Here is a 17,235-nt window from a genome sequence, read left to right as displayed (position 1 = left end):
GGGCAGTTGGCACCGCTTTGCCTTGGGAGGATTCAGGCATGTCTCATGAGATCTATACTCGTACCAACCAGAAGTTGTACTTCGCCGGTTTAAGCCTTGAATCGTGGCGCAGGGCGGAGCACGAGCAGAGCATGAATGCCCAGGGGCAGATTCAGGCCGAGCGAGAGGCGACGTTGTTTCATTTGTATGGTGCTGTTTTGGGGTTGTGTCATGAAGTGGCAGGTTATTACCGCCTGCCTAACGCCCAGGCTGCCTCAATCGATCAGTTTTTAAATCCACAAGCTTTGAAAGATTCGCCAAGTCCTGAGTTGGCTGAATTGTTTGAGTTGGCAAGTCATCAGCAAACATGGCTGGCTCAATTGCTGGATGGGTTCTCCGCATTGCAAAAACCACCGCAGCCTATCAAGCAAGCTAAGGTTGATCCTGGTCTGCCGCTGATTGAGTCGGTTACGCTTGATGAAGAGAAGAGGCTGCTGAGCCATACTGAGCTCGAGGCCTGGAGAAAAAACATCAAGGAGTTGGCGCTGCGCTTTCGTGGTTCATTGACCGAATGGTGAGGCACAGACGCCAAAAATGTGTAGATCTTCTTGATTGAAGAGCTGTTTTGCAACATTTTAGTCTTTATTGCATTACGTTAATCGATAGAGCCTAGGGAAGGGCAGGTGCGACTGCTACAATGCCAGCGCCTGCTGGAGATGCACATATGTCTACGTCTTATCTTGAAATTGTCGAACTGGCTGATGGCCGTATCGTTCTTCGCCGTGCCGATGGTGAAGAGGCACTGGTGACATTGGAGTTTTCTTCCGATGCAAAGGATTTTCTGCATGGCCAGCAAGTTGAAGTGGCTAAAGCCATGTTCAATTTGGGTGTGCAGATGGCGGGGCGTCTAGCCGAAGGGGATATGATAGAACGCGAAGATACTCCCCGCGTTCTTCATTGATCAGCCCAAGCGAATGTTAAGGCTTTGGGCGTTGCCTGTCTGAGCGGCCAAAGCCAGCTTTTTCTTCTCGGAAGTCTTCATGCCGTGGAGCCAGCTCACCACGGTATGGCTTCTTCCTGAACGTAAGGCTTCACAAGCAAGCTCTAGTGTCTGCATGCTCTGACGCGGTTGCAGCAGCAGGATTCTATTTAGATTCAAATCCCTTGAGCGCAGCCACTTTGTCGTTAGCAGCGTCGGAGGTGCTATCAGTGTCAGCCACCGGGGATCCTGTTCGTCACTCAACTCCCGCAGCATGGGTGCTAGCAAATGCAGGCAATGGTCTTGAGCGCCGTTTAGAGTCACTTCACTAAAGCAATCAGGCAGAGTCGCCGCCTGAATAGGTCCAGCCAAAAAAGGATTGAGCGACGGTTGAACCAGTGCGTCGTGAAACAACGGCAACTGTCCATGATCCGGCGGCAATAAAGATTGCACTGAACACCTCCTTATAGATACGTTGACTCGTTAACGCCTGATGACACCTACGCTCAGGCCTTCGATTACTAGATCCTGCTTATTGAGGTCCACCTCAATAGGCTGGAAATCAGGGTTTTCAGCAATCAGCCAAACCTTGTTGCCCTCACGTTTGAACCGCTTGACCGTAACTTCTTCTCCGACACGAGCAACCACGACTTGCCCGTTGCGTGCCTCACGAGTGACGTGAACCGCCAGAAGGTCACCATCAAGAATACCAATGTTCTTCATGCTCATGCCTTCTACCTTGAGAAGGTAATCCGCACGTGGTTGGAAGAAGTCAGGGTTAATATTGCAATTTTCTTCCACGTGCTGCTGGGCCAGGATTGGCGCGCCTGCAGCGACACGACCAATGACAGGAAGCTCACTGTCAGAAGGTTTCTGTGTTTCCAGTCCAGGAATACGGATTCCGCGAGAGGCACCAGGCGTCATTTCAATAGCGCCTTTACGTGCAAGCGCCTTGAGGTGCTCCTCTGCCGCATTCGGGGATTTGAAGCCAAGCTCCTGAGCGATTTCCGCACGGGTGGGCGGGAATCCATTTTCTTCAAGGCAGCGCTTGATGAAGCTCAGGATTTCAGACTGTCTCGGAGTTAGTTTTAGCATGATAGGTGTCTGGCTTTATATACAGTTCCTGGGATTATATACAGTATTGGTTTAAGGGCAACCGACTTTTTATCAGCCAAATGCCATTAAGGCACTTAGCTATCCCAGGCATTGACTCAGGAGCGTTTTAAACATATGTTTAAAACATTTTATGATCAGGTAGTTAAGCGATGGCTCAATCTGAAACGGTCGAGCGGATATTGGATGCCGCTGAACAACTTTTTGCTGAGCGTGGCTTTGCTGAAACATCGCTCCGCCTGATAACCAGCAAGGCGAATGTAAACCTTGCAGCAGTGAATTATCACTTCGGCTCGAAGAAATCCCTTATCCAGGCGGTATTCTCTCGTTTTCTGGACCCTTATTGCGCGTGTTTGGAAAATGAGCTGGACCGACGGTACGGCAAGTCCGGGACCAAGGCAGACCTTGAGGAGCTTCTTTATCTGCTGGTAGATCAGGCGTTAGCCATCAAACCGCGTCACGGTAATGATCTTTCCATTTTCATGCGGCTTTTAGGGCTGGCATTCAGTGAGAGCCAGGGGCATCTGAAGAAATACCTCGAAGAGGCATACGGACGCGTTTTTCGTCGCTACATGGAGCTGGTTGCCGTGGCCGCGCCTGACATTCCTCCGCTGGAGCTGTTCTGGCGCGCCCACTTCATGATAGGGGTGGCTGCATTCAGCATGTCAGGTATCAAGGCTTTGAAGGCCATGGCTGATAATGATTTTGGTGTACATACGTCAACGGAGCAGGTATTGCGTTTGATGGTGCCTTTCATGGCCAGTGGCATGCTGGCGGAGAGTGCAATGACGGATCAGGCTCTGGCATCTGCGCAATTCAAGCCCCGCAAGCCTGTCAGTCAGGATGCTCAGCGCTTCTGAGTGAGGATATGCCAGCGCTTTCAGCAAAGGCATTACTGACACATTGATTGAAACGAGTTGAAAGGGCACCATGCCTCACTTGTTTTCTGTGCCTCAGGAATGCCTATGCAAGGCTCATTAATGGTGGACATTGGCGGCACATGGCTGACCGCTGAAGACCGACATCTCCTGCGCCAGCCCGAAGTGGGTGGGCTCATTCTTTTTGCTCGCAATATCGAGCATCCTCGCCAAGTGCGTGAGCTATGTGAAGCCATACGCGCCGAGCGGCCGGAGTTGCTATTGGCTGTCGACCAGGAGGGCGGCCGCGTCCAGCGACTTCGACAGGGCTTTGTACGTCTGCCTGCCATGCGGCGATTTGCCGATCATCCAGAGGCCGACCGCCTTGCCGAGGCATGCGGGTGGATAATGGCAACCGAAGTGCTGGCCGTCGGGCTCGACTTCAGCTTTGCTCCGGTTCTGGATCTTGATCATGGCCGTAGCGCGGTAATCGGTCAGCGAGCCTTCGAGGGGGCGCCGGACAGGGCGACCGATCTGGCGGGCGCCTTCGTTCGCGGCATGCATGCTGCTGGCATGGCTGCAACCGGCAAGCATTTCCCGGGGCATGGATGGGCAGAAGCCGACTCGCATGTGGCTATTCCCCGTGACGAGCGTAGCCTGGAAGACATCAAGGCCGTTGATCTTGTACCTTTCAAGCGTCTGAGTGGGCAGCTGGAAGCGATCATGCCTGCTCATGTGATCTATCCCTGCGTAGATGAGCAGCCAGCCGGGTTTTCGCGGCGGTGGCTGCAGGACGTGCTTCGCGGCGAGTTGGGTTTCAAGGGTGTTATTTTTAGCGACGATCTATCCATGGCCGGTGCGCATGTTGCCGGTGACGCGGCAGGACGCATAGAGGCTGCCTTGAGTGCTGGCTGTGACATGGGGCTCGTTTGTAATGACCGTGCCGCGGCTGAGCTGGCGCTAACCGCGCTGCAGCGCTTGAAAGCCAACCCTTCGCAGCGGTTGAAACGCATGAGTGCAAAAGCATTTCCGCCCATTGAATACCGTCAGCATCCTCGCTGGCTTGCGGCTTTATCTACTCTGCGCCAAGCAGGTTTGATTGATTAAGGAGTTTATATGACCGTTTACGCCATTATTGGCGGGACTGGCCTGACGCAGCTGGAAGGTCTGACGCTGGATGAGTCCCTCAGAATAAACACGCCCTATGGCGCGCCTTCGGCGGACATTCTCAAGGGCCATTATGCAGGGCGCGAAGTATTGTTCCTGGCACGCCACGGTCATCCACATCGCATCCCGCCTCATCAGGTTAATTATCGGGCCAATATATGGGCGCTCAAGCATGCCGGTGCAGAAGCAATCCTGGCCGTTAATGCGGTAGGCGGTATCCATTCAGCAATGGGTAGCGGGCATCTATGTGTGCCTCACCAGATCGTCGACTATACATGGGGTCGTGAACACACCTTTTTTGAAGGGTCTCTGGAAGCGGTAACCCATATCGATTTCAGCTACCCCTATGATGAGGCGCTTCGCCAGCAATTGATCAGTGCGCTGCGTCAACACGGCTATGCCCACAGTGATCAGGGCGTCTATGCCTGTACACAAGGGCCGCGCCTGGAAACGGCAGGAGAGATCGTTCGCCTGGAGCGTGATGGATGTGACATCGTGGGGATGACAGCCATGCCAGAAGCCGCACTGGCTCGGGAGCAGGATTTGGCTTATGCCTGTCTGGCGTTGGTTGTTAATCCAGCTGCAGGTAAGGTAACTGGCGTTATCACCATGGCTGAAATAGAGCAGGCGCTACATGAGGGTATAGGCAGGGTTAAAGCTGTACTGGCAACAGTACTGGCAGGTTAAGCCCGACTGGCCGGGCACCTCCTGAGTGCCCGGCCGGTTACCTGGACTAGACGTTTTCCGGGGTCAAGCGCTCGAAAAGTGCCTCAATGATATTGAAACGCTCTTCAGGACGCTCCATCGGTACCTGGAATTTAAAGATGGTTGCACCCTCAAGGCGATACTTGTTGGGCTGGCTTTGTATCATTTTGACCAGTACCAACGGATCAACCTTCGTATCATGAGTGAACTCGATGCGACCGCCTTGCGGGCCGGCATCAACCTTCACAACACCTAGGGCTTCTGCCTTGATCTTCATAAGTGTCAGGCGGACCAGGTTTTTGACGGCATTGGGCAAAAGGCCAAAGCGGTCAATCATCTCGACCTGTAGCTCCTTGAGTGCATCTTCATCGGCTGCAGAAGCAATACGCTTGTACAGAATCAGGCGAGTATGGACGTCTGGTAGATAGTCCTCTGGAATGAGCGCAGGTACCCGCAGATTGATGTCCGGACCACCCCCAAGGGGCTGTTCCAGGTTCGGTTGTTCACCTTTGCGAATAGCCTTGACCGCCCGTTCCAGCATTTCCATGTACAGCGTAAAGCCTACAGCCTGGATCTGGCCGCTTTGACCTTCGCCCAGGAGTTCGCCGGCGCCCCGTATTTCAAGGTCATGGGTGGCCAGAATGAAGCCTGCGCCCAGGTCCTGCGCACCAGCAATCGCCTCAAGACGTTTTTCAGCATCAGGCGTCATGCTTTTTCGTGGCGGTGTTAGCAGGTAGGCATACGCCTGGTGGTGACTTCGTCCCACACGTCCACGCAGCTGATGCAGCTGCGCCAGGCCAAACTTATCTGCACGCTCGATAATGATGGTATTGGCGCTGGGAACGTCAATACCGGTCTCGATAATAGTTGACGCTACCAGCACGTTGAAGCGCTTGTGGTAGAAGTCGCTCATGACCTGTTCCAGTTCCCGTTCGCGCATCTGTCCATGACCAATGCCAATACGGGCCTCCGGCACCAGCTCCGCAAGATCCCGGGCGCACTTTTCAATGGTCTTTACTTCGTTGTGAAGGTAGTAGACCTGTCCGCCGCGTAGCAGCTCGCGAAGAAGGGCTTCCTTGATAACCGCGTTCTGCTGCTCCATGACGAACGTCCGGACCGACAAACGTCGAGCCGGCGGAGTGGCGATGATGGACAGATCGCGCATACCTGCAACAGCCATATTGAGCGTGCGCGGAATCGGTGTGGCCGTAAGGGTCAGAATATCGACTTCGCTGCGTAGCGCTTTGAATTGCTCCTTCTGACGCACGCCGAATCGGTGCTCCTCATCAATGATGACGAGTCCCAGATTCTTGAGCTTCACGTCGTCCTGCAACAGTTTGTGTGTGCCGATAATAATGTCGATATTACCGTCAGCCAGTTCCTGTACGGCCTTTTCAACATCCTTGGCAGACTTGAAGCGAGACATCACCTCGACGCGCACAGGCCAGTCGGCAAAGCGGTCGCGAAAGCTGTTGTAATGCTGCTGCGCCAACAGTGTTGTAGGAACCAGGACGGCCACCTGCTTGCCGCTGTGTACCGCTACAAACGCCGCCCGCATGGCGACTTCGGTCTTGCCAAAGCCTACATCGCCGCAGACCAGACGATCCATGGGCTTGCCTGACAGCATATCCTTGAGTACAGCATCGATAGTAACTTGCTGGTCAGGTGTTTCTTCAAACGGAAAGCCTGCTGCGAAGGTTTCGTAATCCGCCTTGGGATCAGTAAACGCAAATCCTTCCCGAGCGGCTCGACGGGCATATACATCCAGCAGCTCGGCTGCAACATCGCGCACCTGCTCAGCTGCCTTGCGTTTGGCTTTCTGCCAGGTTTCAGAACCTAGTTTGTGCAGTGGAGCAAGCGCGTCGTCAGCGCCTGAATAACGGGCAATCAGGTGCAGGTTGGCAACCGGAACATAGAGCTTCGCTTCGTCTGCATATTCCAATAATAGAAATTCTTGCGCCTGGCCCTCCAACTCAAGCGTTACCAGACCCATATAACGCCCAACGCCGTGATCGATATGCACGACCGGCGCGCCCTCGCGTAGCTCGGTCAGGTTCTTGACGACGTTGTCACCATGCTCGTTGCGCTTTTCCCGGCGACGACGCTGCATGATACGCTGACCAAACAACGGACTTTCGGCAATGAGGGCTACATCGGGTTTTTCGAGTAGCAAGCCTTCGTCGAGCGGCGCGACTGTAATCGACAGGCGCTCGTCAGTTTCCTGAAAATCTTCCCATCCCTCGACCGATGTAGGACGCAGGTTGATACGTGCCAGCAACTCAAGCAGCACCTCCCGACGGCCGGCGGATTCTGCTGTAAACAGGATGCGCCCATCAAACTCAGCCAGGAAATTTTGCAAGGCCGCCAATGGCTGATTAGCCTTGGCCTCAATGGCAAGATTGGGCAGAGGCCGCGCTGAAAAACGCTCACGACCCACACCCGGCTCGATATCATCGCCACTGATAACAATGCGTGGCCATTGCTTGAGACGAGCGAAGCACTCTTCTACCGGGAGGAAAACTTCAGCCGGTGGTAATAGAGGACGCTCCGGGTCAACGCGACGGTCCTCGTAACGGGTCCGTACGTCCGTCCAGAACTGTTCAGATGCCTGCTCGATGCCTGGTAACGAAAAAACCTGTGCGCTCTGAGGCAGGTAGTCAAACAGCGTTGACGTCTCATCAAAGAACAGCGGCAGGTAATACTCGATGCCTGCGGGCGTCAGGCCACTGGCCAGATCCTGATAAAGAGGGCTGCGGCGATAATCCACATCAAAACGCTCTCGAAAGCGCGCCCTGAACCCTGTGACGGCTTCTTTATGCAGCGGAAATTCTCGAGCAGGAAGCAGTCGGATCGAGTCCACCTTGTCGATTGATCGCTGCGTCTCTGGATCGAATGTGCGTAATGTCTCAATTTCGTCATCGAATAAGTCGATTCGGTACGGGAGACTACTGCCCATCGGGAAGAGATCAATCAGTGCTCCACGGACTGTAAATTCGCCATGCTCGTAGACGGTATCGACATAGCGGTATCCGGCTGCCTCCAGGCGAGCCCGCGTAGCCTCTACATCCAGACGTTGTCCCACATCCAGCACAAGACTGCTGCCTAACAGGAAGCGTGTAGGTGCCATACGATGTAGGGCTGTTGCGATAGGCACTACCAAAATGCCGTGATCAAGCTCTGGTAGACGATAGAGCGCCGCTACACGTTGGGAAATAATGTCTTGATGCGGCGAGAAAATATCGTAAGGCAACGTTTCCCAATCAGGGAAATGCAGTACGGGAAGCCTCGGGGCAAAGAAGCGCAGTTCTTGCTCCAGGCGTTCGGCGCTCTGGCTGTCCGGCGTTAAAAGTAGGGTGAAGCGTTGGCTGGCAGCGCTTGCAGCCTCGGCAATAGCCAGACTTAGCGCGGCTCCGGGGAGATTTCCCCAATGCTGTCGTCCGGCGGTATCAGGAATTGATGGAATGCGCAAAACGGGCACGCTGGTTAGGCTCCGTTGAAAAAAATCTGAGTTGGGATTGTAACGACGGTCTCGTCTCGCTGTCAGTGCATCGACGCGCGAAGATTGCCGGTTCAGGCAGGTGCGGTCATAATGTAGTTCCTTTTGTTAGCCCCTACATATGGAAGGTATCACCGTGAGTCAGAACTCCGACCAGTGTCTTGGTGAATGGATCGATCGTGAGGCGATTGCGGAGGCAATGATTCCGCTGATCGGTCAGCTCTACCGTAATAATAATGTTGTGACCTCTATATATGGGCGTGGTTTGGTTAATCGTTCAGTGATCGCCATTCTCAAGGCGCATCGCTTTGCACGTCAGGTCGATGATGTCGCATTGTCTGTACACGATACCTATCCGCTGCTTAAGGCTATTAGTGAACTTGAGCTAGGTGCCGCTTCCATTGATTTGGCGCGTCTGAGCTTGAAATTCAAGCAGGCGGGGGCAGGGCGTGATCTAAAAGAGTTCCTGCGCGAAGAACTGGCTGCCGTTGTAGGTAAGCAGGGCACCGAAAAGCGCCAGGGAACCGATGTGGTTCTGTATGGCTTTGGCCGTATCGGACGTTTGCTTGCACGTATCCTTATCGAGCACTCTGGAAGCGGCGATGGCCTGCGTCTACGTGCCATTGTGGTGCGTAAAGGCGCTGAAAACGATCTGGTCAAGCGCGCCAGCCTGTTGCGTCGCGACTCGGTACATGGCTCCTTTGAAGGCACCATCACCGTTGACGAGACCAACAATACGATTTGTGCAAATGGCACCTTGATTCAGGTGATCTATTCCAACGATCCGACCACAGTCGACTACACCCAGTACGGTATCAATAATGCGATCATTGTTGATAACACCGGTAAATGGCGTGATGCAGAAGGCCTGTCGCAACATCTGAAGTGCCCGGGTGCTGCACGTGTCGTGCTGACTGCGCCTGGCAAGGGTTCGCTCAAGAACATCGTTCACGGTATCAACCACAACACTATCAGCCCGGAAGACAGCATTGTTACGGCGGCTTCCTGCACCACCAATGCTATCGTGCCCGTGCTGAAGGCCGTCAATGACAAGTACGGCATCATCAGCGGTCATGTAGAAACGGTTCACTCCTTCACCAATGATCAAAACCTGATCGACAACTTCCACAAAGGTGATCGTCGCGGTCGTAGTGCACCGTTGAACATGGTGATTACCGAGACGGGCGCCGCCAAAGCGGTCGCCAAGGCGCTGCCTGAATTGGCTGGCAAGCTGACAGGTAATGCCATTCGCGTTCCAACGCCCAACGTGTCGATGGCTATCCTGAACCTGAACCTTGAAAAAGGCACCAATAAGGAAGAGATCAACGATTATCTGCGTTATATGGCGCTGCACTCTGATCTTCACAAGCAGATCGATTTCGTCAACTCGCCTGAAGTGGTATCCAGCGACTTCGTTGGCTCTCGTCATGCTGGCATAGTAGACGCAGGTGCTACCATTTGCAGCGATAACCGTGTCGTTCTCTATGTGTGGTACGACAACGAGTTCGGCTATAGCTGCCAGGTTGTTCGTGTGCTTGAGGAAATGGCTGGTGTAAACCCGCCGGCTTATCCAGCGGTTTAAGCATTGTTCATATGAAGACGGGAGCTTAGGCTCCCGTTTTTATTTATCGCTTTAAATTGAAAAGATTTTCTAGTGTGACGAAAGGTCGCAACGAGAGGATAGGTGTAACCTATATAGAGATCATCGCTTAAATCGGGTTGCCGTAGAGCCGGTGATGATGTGCTCGACGCTCATGAGCGATCGGTTCGTTTTTTCGAGGAGTAATCATGGCTGTCTATAACTATGACGTAGTGGTGCTGGGATCGGGCCCGGCAGGCGAAGGGGCTGCAATCAATGCAGCCAAGCACGGACGCAAGGTGGCGGTCGTAGACAGTCGCCAGGTCATCGGTGGAAATTGCATTCACCTTGGCACCATTCCGTCAAAGGCTCTGCGTAACTCAGTCAAGCAGATCATCCATTTCAACAATAATCCGATGTTCCGCACGATTGGCGAGCCTCGCTGGTTTTCCTTTCCTGACGTGCTCAAGAGTGCTGAGCGCGTCATTGGAAAGCAGGTTAATTCACACACATCCTATTTTGCTCGTAACCGGGTCGATGTGTACTTCGGAACCGCAAGCTTTATCGACGAGCACACGATCAACGTCATAAATCCCAATGGCGGTACCGAACAACTGGTTGGCAAGCAGGTGGTTATTGCAACGGGCTCGCGTCCTTATCGCCCAGCTGATGTTGATTTCTCTCACCCGCGTGTCTATGACAGCGATACCATCCTGACCTTGAGCCATACACCACGGCGCCTGATCATTTATGGAGCAGGTGTCATTGGGTGTGAATACGCCTCCATCTTCAGTGGCCTGGGTGTGCTCGTCGATCTGATCGATACGCGCGATCAGCTGCTGAGCTTCTTGGATGATGAAATCTCCGATGCGCTTAGCTACCACTTGCGTACCAATAATGTGCTCATTCGTCACAATGAAGAGTATGAGCGTATTGAAGGCCTGGAGCATGGGGTCGTTCTTCACCTTAAGTCCGGCAAGAAGCTGCGAGCTGACGCGCTTCTGTGGTGTAACGGGCGCACCGGCAATACCGACCAGCTGGCGTTGGAGAATGTTGGTATCGAGGTGAACAGCCGCGGCCAAATTAACGTGGATGAGAATTACCGCACCAGTTGCCCCAATATCCTGGCGGCTGGAGATGTCATTGGTTGGCCTAGCCTTGCCAGTGCAGCGTTTGACCAAGGTCGTTCAGCTGCCGGTAATATTCTGGATGATGATTCAGCGCGCTATGTCGATGATATTCCTACTGGAATTTATACCATTCCCGAAATCAGTTCTTTGGGTAAAAACGAGCGCGATTTGACGCAGGCTAGAGTACCCTACGAAGTTGGCAAAGCGTTCTTCAAAAGCATGGCGCGAGCGCAGATTTCAGGCGAGCCGGTAGGCATGCTCAAAATCCTGTTCCATCGCGAGACTCTGGAAGTCCTTGGTGTTCACTGCTTTGGCGATCAGGCGTCCGAGATTCTTCACATCGGACAAGCCATCATGAACCAGAAAGGTCCTGGCAATAACATCAAGTACTTCATCAATACGACGTTTAATTATCCCACCATGGCTGAGGCGTACCGCGTAGCTGCCTTTGATGGGTTGAACCGGCTTTTCTAAGCCGGCTTAGCCTGTGGTTTGTGATCATCCAGCACGGTTCTGGCCAGTGCTGGATAATCCGTAATTAAACTGTCTGCACCGAAGTCGATTAGGCGTCGCATCAAGGAAGGCTCATTTACCGTCCATACCGATACATGCAGGCCTTGGCGCTGGGCCTTCAAGAGTCGCTCAGGGGTGCACAGCGTCCAATTGAGCGCAAGTAAATGGCAGCCGTAGTTAGCAGCCACTTTCAGCGGATCCAGCCAGGCATATTCTGCCACCAGCCCACGTTGAAGCCAGGGAGTATCACGGTTAAGCGCCCTTAATACTTCCCGTGAGCTGGACGTTACCGTAATGCGATCGCTGAGATTGAAACGTTTCGCCAGCTCATCGATGGCTTTGATGGTGCGTGCAGCCCGGACGCGTGAAGCGCTTTTGACTTCAAGCTGCCAATGCTCGAAATCCACTTGCTTGAAAAGATCCTCAAGGCGTGGAATAGGGCAGGGTCGAGGCCATGAGGGACCTGCCAAGCGTGCGTCGTAGGTAACCAGCGTATCGGCAGGCAACTCGACAACCTTACCTCGACGTCCCGTAGTACGCTTGAGGGTAGGGTCGTGAATGACCATCAATTCTCCATCACTGGACAGGTGGAGGTCCAGCTCGCAGCGGGTTACGCCCACCTGCAGGCACTGCTCAAAGCTGGCTAGCGTGTTTTCCGGGGCCTCGCCTTTGGCTCCTCGATGGCCGTAGATGACTGTCATGGCGTTTCCCTGCGATTAAGTGGCTGATGGTCACGAACCGCATCAATGACACGGTTATTCTCAAAATAGACGCTGAAGTCGCGATAGTCCCAGCGAGTAATGGGCGGCTTACCTACGGCTGGATGTTCTTCGTCCGGCAAACCAAATCGATTCAGCACCTCGGTGCGAAGTTGCCCAGGTTGGGGCAGGGCCGTGTGGGTGTCACCTTGACGACTAATAGGGATCGAGAGCGTATCGGCGAAAACAGCTGTTGGGCCGAGCAACAGTAAAAAACTCAGCCAGTAGTTCACTATTGCTCACCCTTGGGCTGTGCTCTGAGCGTACGGCGCTCATGGGCCTGCTTCTTGAAGATATGCCGAGCAAGCAGCTGGCGTTGTGCATCGCTGATGTCTACGAAGCTGGTGCCTATCTCATAACTGTCTGGCGTAGCCGGCTGGCAGTGAATCACTTCAGCTTTCAATTCAAGGCCCAGTGCCTGAGGCATCAGTATCATGCGCAGGCTTAGCTGGCTACCCAGTGAAAACGCCTCTGAATGTTGAAAGCTGATGCCACCCTCGGACAGCACGACAGGTCTGGGTTCTCCGACTTCATGAATCAAATTCCAGGTCAGTGCCTGACCCAGTAAATCGATTCGCTTGTTGAGCAGCTTTATACAGGCGGCAATTGGGCGGTCGCGCTCATTGACGCTACGCAGAAGGTGCTGTGATTCGAACTCCAGAAGATGCATTTCACTTAGCAGATCGAACAAAGGTGACACATTAGGCGTGGCGGATTGTTCTGTCCCGGCAAGTGGGGTGATTTCCAGTGCGATCGAGTCTGTGATGCGATAGTATTCGCGGCGTTCATCCGCGTCTGGTGCGGTCATGGTAAACCCACGGCGATGATCGAAGCGTTGAGTGTAATGCCTGCTGATGGGGGCTTGCCAGTCTGTAAGCTGGCGCTTCGTCAGGGCTGTGAAGCAACAGGGATTCGCTCCGCCTGAAGTGGCGAACGCTACATATATGAGTGTAGTCGAGCTTGGGACTATAACGGCCAGTTCTGTATTGTTTGCCGTTTCCCTTGTCCATAAGGACTCGCTTGCGTCCCATTCCTGCTTAAGCCTGGATATGTTTAGACCACTACCTATCTACATCGGCATGCGTTATGTGCGTGCCAAGCGAAGAAATCACTTCGTTTCATTTATTTCCCTGACCTCCATGGTTGGGCTGGCGCTGGGTGTGCTGGTCATGATCGTAGTGCTTTCGGTCATGAATGGATTCGACCGTGAAATGCGCGACCGCGTCCTGGGGATGATTCCCCATGCCACTGTAGAGTCCTACCAGCCGATTAATGATTGGCGGACTATTGCCGATCAGGCCAGAAAAAATCCTCAAGTTGCCACGGTTGCGCCGTTTACCCAGCTGCAAGGCATGCTAACCCAGGACAAGGCCGTTCAGACCGTACTTCTCAACGCCATTGATCCGAATGAGGAGCCGAAGGTTTCGATCATCAGTGACTTCATGCGTGAAGGTAAGCTGACGGATCTCAAACCGGGCGGTTTCGGCGTTATTATCGGAACGCTGGCTGCGCAGAAACTGGGCGTTAAAGTGGGTGATAAGGTTACCTATATCGCCCCGGAAGTAGCCGTGACGCCTGCCGGTATGTTTCCCCGGATGAAGCGGCTTACCGTCGTAGGTATTTTTAGCGTCGGGGCCGGAGAGCTGGATGGTTCGGTGGGTCTGATCCATGTTGAGGATGCGGCGCGCCTGCAGCGGTGGCAGCCCAGTCAGGTCCAGGGCATCCGCCTGAAACTGCACGATCTGTTCAAGGCACCCCAGGTCTCATGGGATATTGTCCGGTCGCTGGCAAGTGACAACGAAGACTTCTATGCACGTGATTGGACTCGCACCCATGGCAACCTGTATCAAGCCATCGGTATGGAGAAGACCATGATTGGCCTTCTCCTTCTTCTGATCGTGGCGGTAGCTGCCTTCAATATCATCTCGACATTGGTCATGGTGGTAACTGACAAGACGTCCGACATTGCCATTTTACGGACGTTGGGTGCCACGCCTCGCCAGATCATGTTTGTTTTCATGGTTCAGGGTACTTTCATCGGCGTAATCGGAACCCTGCTTGGCTGCGCCTTGGGAGTTGTCGCTGCGCTTAATGTTAGCGGCTTCATTGCTTGGCTGGAACGTACGACAGGACATCAGTTCCTGAACGCTCAGGTGTATTTCATCAATTATTTGCCGTCCCAGTTGCAGCTCAATGATGTCTTGTGGGTGTGTGGTGCCTCGCTGCTGCTGAGTTTCCTTGCCACCCTGTACCCTTCCTGGAGTGCTGCTCGCACCCAGCCTGCCGAGGCGTTGCGTTATGAGTGATAAAGCCGTACTGCGTTGCCAGAACCTGGGCAAGCGCTACGAAGAGGGACCGCAAACGGTCGACGTCCTGACCGGCGTAGAGTTGGAGCTGCTTCCAGGAGAGCGTGTTTCGATCGTAGGCAGTTCCGGTTCAGGAAAAACTACGTTGCTGAACCTGTTGGGCGGACTGGACACCCCAAGTCAGGGCAGTGTATGGCTGGATGGGGAGGAGCTTTCGGCGCTCAATGAGAAGGCACGCGGCCTGTTGCGTAACCGTGCCATGGGCTTCGTTTATCAGTTTCATCACTTGCTCCCTGAGTTCAGCGCACTGGAAAACGTCTGCATGCCATTGCTTATCGGTCGAATGTCGATAGCTGAAGCCCGCAGTAAAGCTTCTGCATTGCTGGAGCGGGTGGGGCTGGGACATCGACTAAGCCATAAGCCGGCTGAGTTATCCGGAGGCGAGCGTCAGCGGGTAGCCATCGCACGTGCATTGGTCAATGAACCCAAGCTGGTTTTACTGGACGAGCCTACAGGCAATTTGGATCAGCATACGGCCCATGGAATTCAGCAAATGATGCTTGAACTTTCAACGTCTTTGCGTACGTCCTTTCTTGTAGTAACCCACGACCAGGCGCTGGCCGCTCAGATGGATCGTACGCTGCGCCTGGAAGATGGCCGCCTGGTTCCGGCCTGACGGCCGTTCTCCTCCTGAAACAGTGTAAGGCGAAATGTTCAGACCTTTATCTCTTTTCATTGGATTGCGATATACACGGGCAAAGCGCCGTAAATCGTTTATCTCATTTTTCTCGCTGGTCTCCATGATCGGGCTGACGCTGGGCGTATTAGCCATGATTCTGGTGCTATCAGTCATGAACGGCTTCCAGCGGGAGATGCGTACCCGAATCCTGGGAATGGTGCCTCATGCAACCATTAGTGCAGAGCAGCCATTCTCGGACTGGAAAAGCGTAGCGGACAAGGCGGTGCAGCAGCCCCATGTATTGGCTGCGGTTCCCTATACCCAGCTGCAGGGCATGCTATCCCAGCGCGGACGCATGCAGCCGCTGTTGGTGGATGGCGTTGATCCTGAGCTGGAGCCCAAGGTCTCGATCATCGGTGATCGCATGGTTCAAGGGCAGCTGGATAACCTGAGAGCGGGTGAGTTTGGCATCGTTATTGGCGAGATCACGGCTCATCGCTTCCAGCTGGGTATGGGTGACAAGGTCACCGTTATCGTCCCTGAGGTAACCTCTGCGGCAGGCAACATCACGCCACGGATGCGTCGCTTTACTGTGGTAGGTATCTTCAAGGTCGGTGCAGAGCTTGATGGTTCCCTAGGGATTATCAATGTAGCGGACGCCGCTCCATTGAAAGGATGGGAGCCAGGGCTCGTTCAGAGCGTTCGTCTGGCATTCGATGATCTGTTCAAGGCGCCACAGTATTCCCGTCAAGTAGCTAATGCCATGGGGCCGGGTTATCAGGCGCAGGACTGGACCAGTACTCAGGGAAGTCTGTTCCAGGCAATGAACATGGAAAAGACCATGATTGGTCTGCTGCTTCTACTGATCGTAGCGGTAGCGGCCTTTAACATCATCGCCACGCTGATCATGGTTGTTGCCGACAAGAAGGCAGATATTGCGATCTTGCGTACATTGGGCGCTACGCCTCGCCAGATCATGTTTGTTTTCATGGTGCAGGGGACGGTGATTGGAGTTATCGGCACGCTTGTTGGCGGTGTCCTGGGTGTTATTGCTGCGCTTAATGTAAGCCAGTGGATTTCAGCCCTTGAACGTATTGTCGGGCATAAGATATTTGGCTCTGACATGTACTTCATCAGTAACCTGCCGTCTGAGCTCCAGCTAGAAGATGTAGCGCTAATCTGTTGCGCCGCGTTGTGCATGAGTTTTTTGGCTACGCTTTACCCTGCCTGGCGTGCGTCGCGCACAGAGCCTGCCGAGGCCTTGCGATATGATTAACGAGGCCGTGCTGCGTTGCGTTGATCTGGGCAAACGCTATGTCGAAGGCCCTGAGATCGTCGAGGTTCTTTCAGGGGTCAATCTGGATCTTCAGCCAGGTGAGCGCATTTCCATTGTAGGCAGCTCTGGTTCAGGCAAAACCACATTACTGAACCTATTGGGTGGCCTGGATACACCGTCTCAGGGCGGTGTTTGGTTGGCAGGCGAAGAGCTTTCCCGACTGGGTGAGAAAGCGCGCGGTCTATTGCGCAATCGTGCCATGGGCTTCGTCTATCAGTTTCATCACTTGCTCCCGGAATTCAGTGCATTGGAAAACGTCTGCATGCCGCTGCTTATTGGCGCTACGCCAATCTCGGAGGCGCGGGAGCGTGCCGCTCAACTGCTTAAGCGGGTGGGGCTGGGGCATCGGTTGAGTCACAAGCCTGCTGAATTATCGGGTGGTGAAAGGCAGCGGGTCGCGATAGCCAGGGCCCTTATCAATCAGCCCAAGGTTGTTTTGCTGGACGAGCCTACAGGCAATCTGGATCAGCATACTGCACACAGTATCCAAGAGTTGATGCTTGAGTTGAGTGACTCGCTGAGCACAGCCTTCCTCATAGTGACGCATGATTTGGCGCTCGCAGCGCAGATGGATCGGTGTTTGAAATTAGCTGACGGACAATTGGCTGACGTATAAGGTTGAATCCGGCAGGATGCCG

Annotated in this window: 17 protein-coding genes; 11 read left to right on the top strand and 6 right to left on the bottom strand. The window is 53.8% G+C overall.

What is annotated here, in order from left to right; genetic code table 11:
• Positions 1–38 precede the first annotated feature (38 nt).
• The gene (locus JQR86_RS12595; protein ID WP_125888970.1) at positions 39–557 is read left to right on the top strand and encodes a DUF6586 family protein; all 519 of its coding nucleotides are present in this window, start codon (positions 39–41) and stop codon (positions 555–557) included.
• A 146-nt stretch (positions 558–703) separates the two neighbouring features.
• Positions 704–940, top strand: a complete 237-nt coding sequence (locus tag JQR86_RS12590; protein WP_010797699.1) for a hypothetical protein — start codon at positions 704–706, stop codon at positions 938–940.
• Here JQR86_RS12590 and sulA read toward each other — a convergent pair whose 3' ends face one another.
• Both sulA and lexA read right to left on the bottom strand, forming a co-directional pair.
• Entirely contained in the window at positions 941–1,411 is a 471-nt protein-coding gene (sulA, locus tag JQR86_RS12585; RefSeq protein ID WP_010797700.1) for an SOS-induced cell division inhibitor SulA, read from the bottom strand. It lies immediately after the preceding gene.
• Positions 1,412–1,441: 30 nt separating this feature from the next.
• Complete coding sequence (gene lexA, locus JQR86_RS12580; protein ID WP_010797701.1) at positions 1,442–2,053, bottom strand: transcriptional repressor LexA; 612 nt, start codon at positions 2,051–2,053, stop codon at positions 1,442–1,444.
• 170 nt (positions 2,054–2,223) lie between these two features.
• Between lexA and JQR86_RS12575 the strand changes: the two genes are divergently transcribed.
• The 3 genes from JQR86_RS12575 (at position 2,224) to JQR86_RS12565 (ending at position 4,782) form a co-directional block, all read left to right on the top strand.
• Entirely contained in the window at positions 2,224–2,931 is a 708-nt protein-coding gene (locus tag JQR86_RS12575) for a TetR/AcrR family transcriptional regulator (RefSeq protein WP_150347740.1), read from the top strand.
• Positions 2,932–3,036: 105 nt separating this feature from the next.
• Positions 3,037–4,035, top strand: a complete 999-nt coding sequence (gene nagZ / locus JQR86_RS12570) for a beta-N-acetylhexosaminidase (protein WP_407363100.1) — start codon at positions 3,037–3,039, stop codon at positions 4,033–4,035.
• Between the two features lie 9 nt (positions 4,036–4,044).
• Entirely contained in the window at positions 4,045–4,782 is a 738-nt protein-coding gene (locus JQR86_RS12565) for an S-methyl-5'-thioinosine phosphorylase (RefSeq protein ID WP_010797704.1), read from the top strand.
• 46 nt (positions 4,783–4,828) lie between these two features.
• Here the strand turns inward: JQR86_RS12565 and mfd are convergent, their stop codons facing one another.
• The gene (mfd, locus tag JQR86_RS12560; protein ID WP_434153652.1) at positions 4,829–8,278 is read right to left on the bottom strand and encodes a transcription-repair coupling factor; all 3,450 of its coding nucleotides are present in this window, start codon (positions 8,276–8,278) and stop codon (positions 4,829–4,831) included.
• 139 nt (positions 8,279–8,417) lie between these two features.
• Here mfd and JQR86_RS12555 point away from each other — a divergent pair, with 139 nt between their 5' ends.
• Positions 8,418–9,878, top strand: a complete 1,461-nt coding sequence (locus JQR86_RS12555) for a glyceraldehyde-3-phosphate dehydrogenase (RefSeq protein ID WP_174588319.1) — start codon at positions 8,418–8,420, stop codon at positions 9,876–9,878.
• A gap of 206 nt (positions 9,879–10,084) precedes the next feature.
• Positions 10,085–11,479, top strand: a complete 1,395-nt coding sequence (gene sthA / locus JQR86_RS12550) for a Si-specific NAD(P)(+) transhydrogenase (RefSeq protein ID WP_010797707.1) — start codon at positions 10,085–10,087, stop codon at positions 11,477–11,479.
• On the opposite strand, the gene JQR86_RS12545 is transcribed toward sthA, so the two are convergent.
• The 3 genes from JQR86_RS12545 to JQR86_RS12535 are packed head-to-tail and all read right to left on the bottom strand — an operon-like array spanning position 11,476 to position 13,084.
• Positions 11,476–12,219 carry a glycerophosphodiester phosphodiesterase gene (locus JQR86_RS12545; RefSeq protein ID WP_286789177.1) on the bottom strand — a complete coding sequence of 248 codons (744 nt, stop codon included), beginning with the start codon at positions 12,217–12,219 and terminating at the stop codon, positions 11,476–11,478. The genes sthA and JQR86_RS12545 overlap by 4 nt on opposite strands.
• Complete coding sequence (locus JQR86_RS12540) at positions 12,216–12,509, bottom strand: hypothetical protein (RefSeq protein ID WP_010797709.1); 294 nt, start codon at positions 12,507–12,509, stop codon at positions 12,216–12,218. The genes JQR86_RS12545 and JQR86_RS12540 overlap by 4 nt, the downstream gene beginning before the upstream one ends.
• Complete coding sequence (locus JQR86_RS12535) at positions 12,509–13,084, bottom strand: PilZ domain-containing protein (protein WP_010797710.1); 576 nt, start codon at positions 13,082–13,084, stop codon at positions 12,509–12,511. Before JQR86_RS12535 ends, JQR86_RS12540 begins: the two co-directional genes overlap by 1 nt.
• Positions 13,085–13,325: 241 nt before the next feature.
• On the opposite strand from JQR86_RS12535, the gene JQR86_RS12530 reads away from it, so the two are divergent.
• Genes JQR86_RS12530 through lolD (JQR86_RS12515) form a run of 4 tightly spaced genes read left to right on the top strand, consistent with a single transcriptional unit; the run spans position 13,326 to position 17,213 of the window.
• Positions 13,326–14,582, top strand: coding sequence for a lipoprotein-releasing ABC transporter permease subunit (locus JQR86_RS12530; RefSeq protein ID WP_312271388.1), 1,257 nt, complete (start codon positions 13,326–13,328; stop codon positions 14,580–14,582).
• Positions 14,575–15,258, top strand: coding sequence for a lipoprotein-releasing ABC transporter ATP-binding protein LolD (gene lolD / locus JQR86_RS12525; protein ID WP_239380289.1), 684 nt, complete (start codon positions 14,575–14,577; stop codon positions 15,256–15,258). Before JQR86_RS12530 ends, lolD (JQR86_RS12525) begins: the two co-directional genes overlap by 8 nt.
• A gap of 34 nt (positions 15,259–15,292) precedes the next feature.
• Positions 15,293–16,537, top strand: a complete 1,245-nt coding sequence (locus JQR86_RS12520) for a lipoprotein-releasing ABC transporter permease subunit (protein WP_407363102.1) — start codon at positions 15,293–15,295, stop codon at positions 16,535–16,537.
• Positions 16,530–17,213, top strand: a complete 684-nt coding sequence (gene lolD / locus JQR86_RS12515) for a lipoprotein-releasing ABC transporter ATP-binding protein LolD (protein ID WP_219652995.1) — start codon at positions 16,530–16,532, stop codon at positions 17,211–17,213. The genes JQR86_RS12520 and lolD (JQR86_RS12515) overlap by 8 nt, the downstream gene beginning before the upstream one ends.
• The last annotated feature ends 22 nt before the right edge of the window (positions 17,214–17,235 follow it).

This window comes from Pseudomonas sp. JZ134 (assembly GCF_051027695.1).
GTDB lineage: Bacteria > Pseudomonadota > Gammaproteobacteria > Pseudomonadales > Pseudomonadaceae > Chryseomonas > Chryseomonas luteola.
The sequence above is the reverse complement of the archived record's forward strand: the minus strand, read 5'-3'. Positions and strand labels throughout refer to the sequence as shown.

What these genes read in the sequence shown, in the direction of transcription:
- JQR86_RS12575 (WP_150347740.1), top strand. Translation starts at nt 2,224, where the DNA reads ATGGCTCAATCTGAAACGGTCGAGCGGATATTGGATGCCGCTGAACAA.
- lolD (WP_219652995.1), top strand. Translation starts at nt 16,530, where the DNA reads ATGATTAACGAGGCCGTGCTGCGTTGCGTTGATCTGGGCAAACGCTAT.
- JQR86_RS12590 (WP_010797699.1), top strand. Translation starts at nt 704, where the DNA reads ATGTCTACGTCTTATCTTGAAATTGTCGAACTGGCTGATGGCCGTATC.
- JQR86_RS12565 (WP_010797704.1), top strand. Translation starts at nt 4,045, where the DNA reads ATGACCGTTTACGCCATTATTGGCGGGACTGGCCTGACGCAGCTGGAA.
- JQR86_RS12520 (WP_407363102.1), top strand. Translation starts at nt 15,293, where the DNA reads ATGTTCAGACCTTTATCTCTTTTCATTGGATTGCGATATACACGGGCA.
- JQR86_RS12535 (WP_010797710.1), bottom strand. Translation starts at nt 13,084, where the DNA reads ATGACCGCACCAGACGCGGATGAACGCCGCGAATACTATCGCATCACA.
- nagZ (WP_407363100.1), top strand. Translation starts at nt 3,037, where the DNA reads ATGCAAGGCTCATTAATGGTGGACATTGGCGGCACATGGCTGACCGCT.
- JQR86_RS12595 (WP_125888970.1), top strand. Translation starts at nt 39, where the DNA reads ATGTCTCATGAGATCTATACTCGTACCAACCAGAAGTTGTACTTCGCC.
- JQR86_RS12555 (WP_174588319.1), top strand. Translation starts at nt 8,418, where the DNA reads ATGGAAGGTATCACCGTGAGTCAGAACTCCGACCAGTGTCTTGGTGAA.
- lolD (WP_239380289.1), top strand. Translation starts at nt 14,575, where the DNA reads ATGAGTGATAAAGCCGTACTGCGTTGCCAGAACCTGGGCAAGCGCTAC.
- lexA (WP_010797701.1), bottom strand. Translation starts at nt 2,053, where the DNA reads ATGCTAAAACTAACTCCGAGACAGTCTGAAATCCTGAGCTTCATCAAG.
- JQR86_RS12530 (WP_312271388.1), top strand. Translation starts at nt 13,326, where the DNA reads ATGTTTAGACCACTACCTATCTACATCGGCATGCGTTATGTGCGTGCC.
- sthA (WP_010797707.1), top strand. Translation starts at nt 10,085, where the DNA reads ATGGCTGTCTATAACTATGACGTAGTGGTGCTGGGATCGGGCCCGGCA.
- JQR86_RS12545 (WP_286789177.1), bottom strand. Translation starts at nt 12,219, where the DNA reads ATGACAGTCATCTACGGCCATCGAGGAGCCAAAGGCGAGGCCCCGGAA.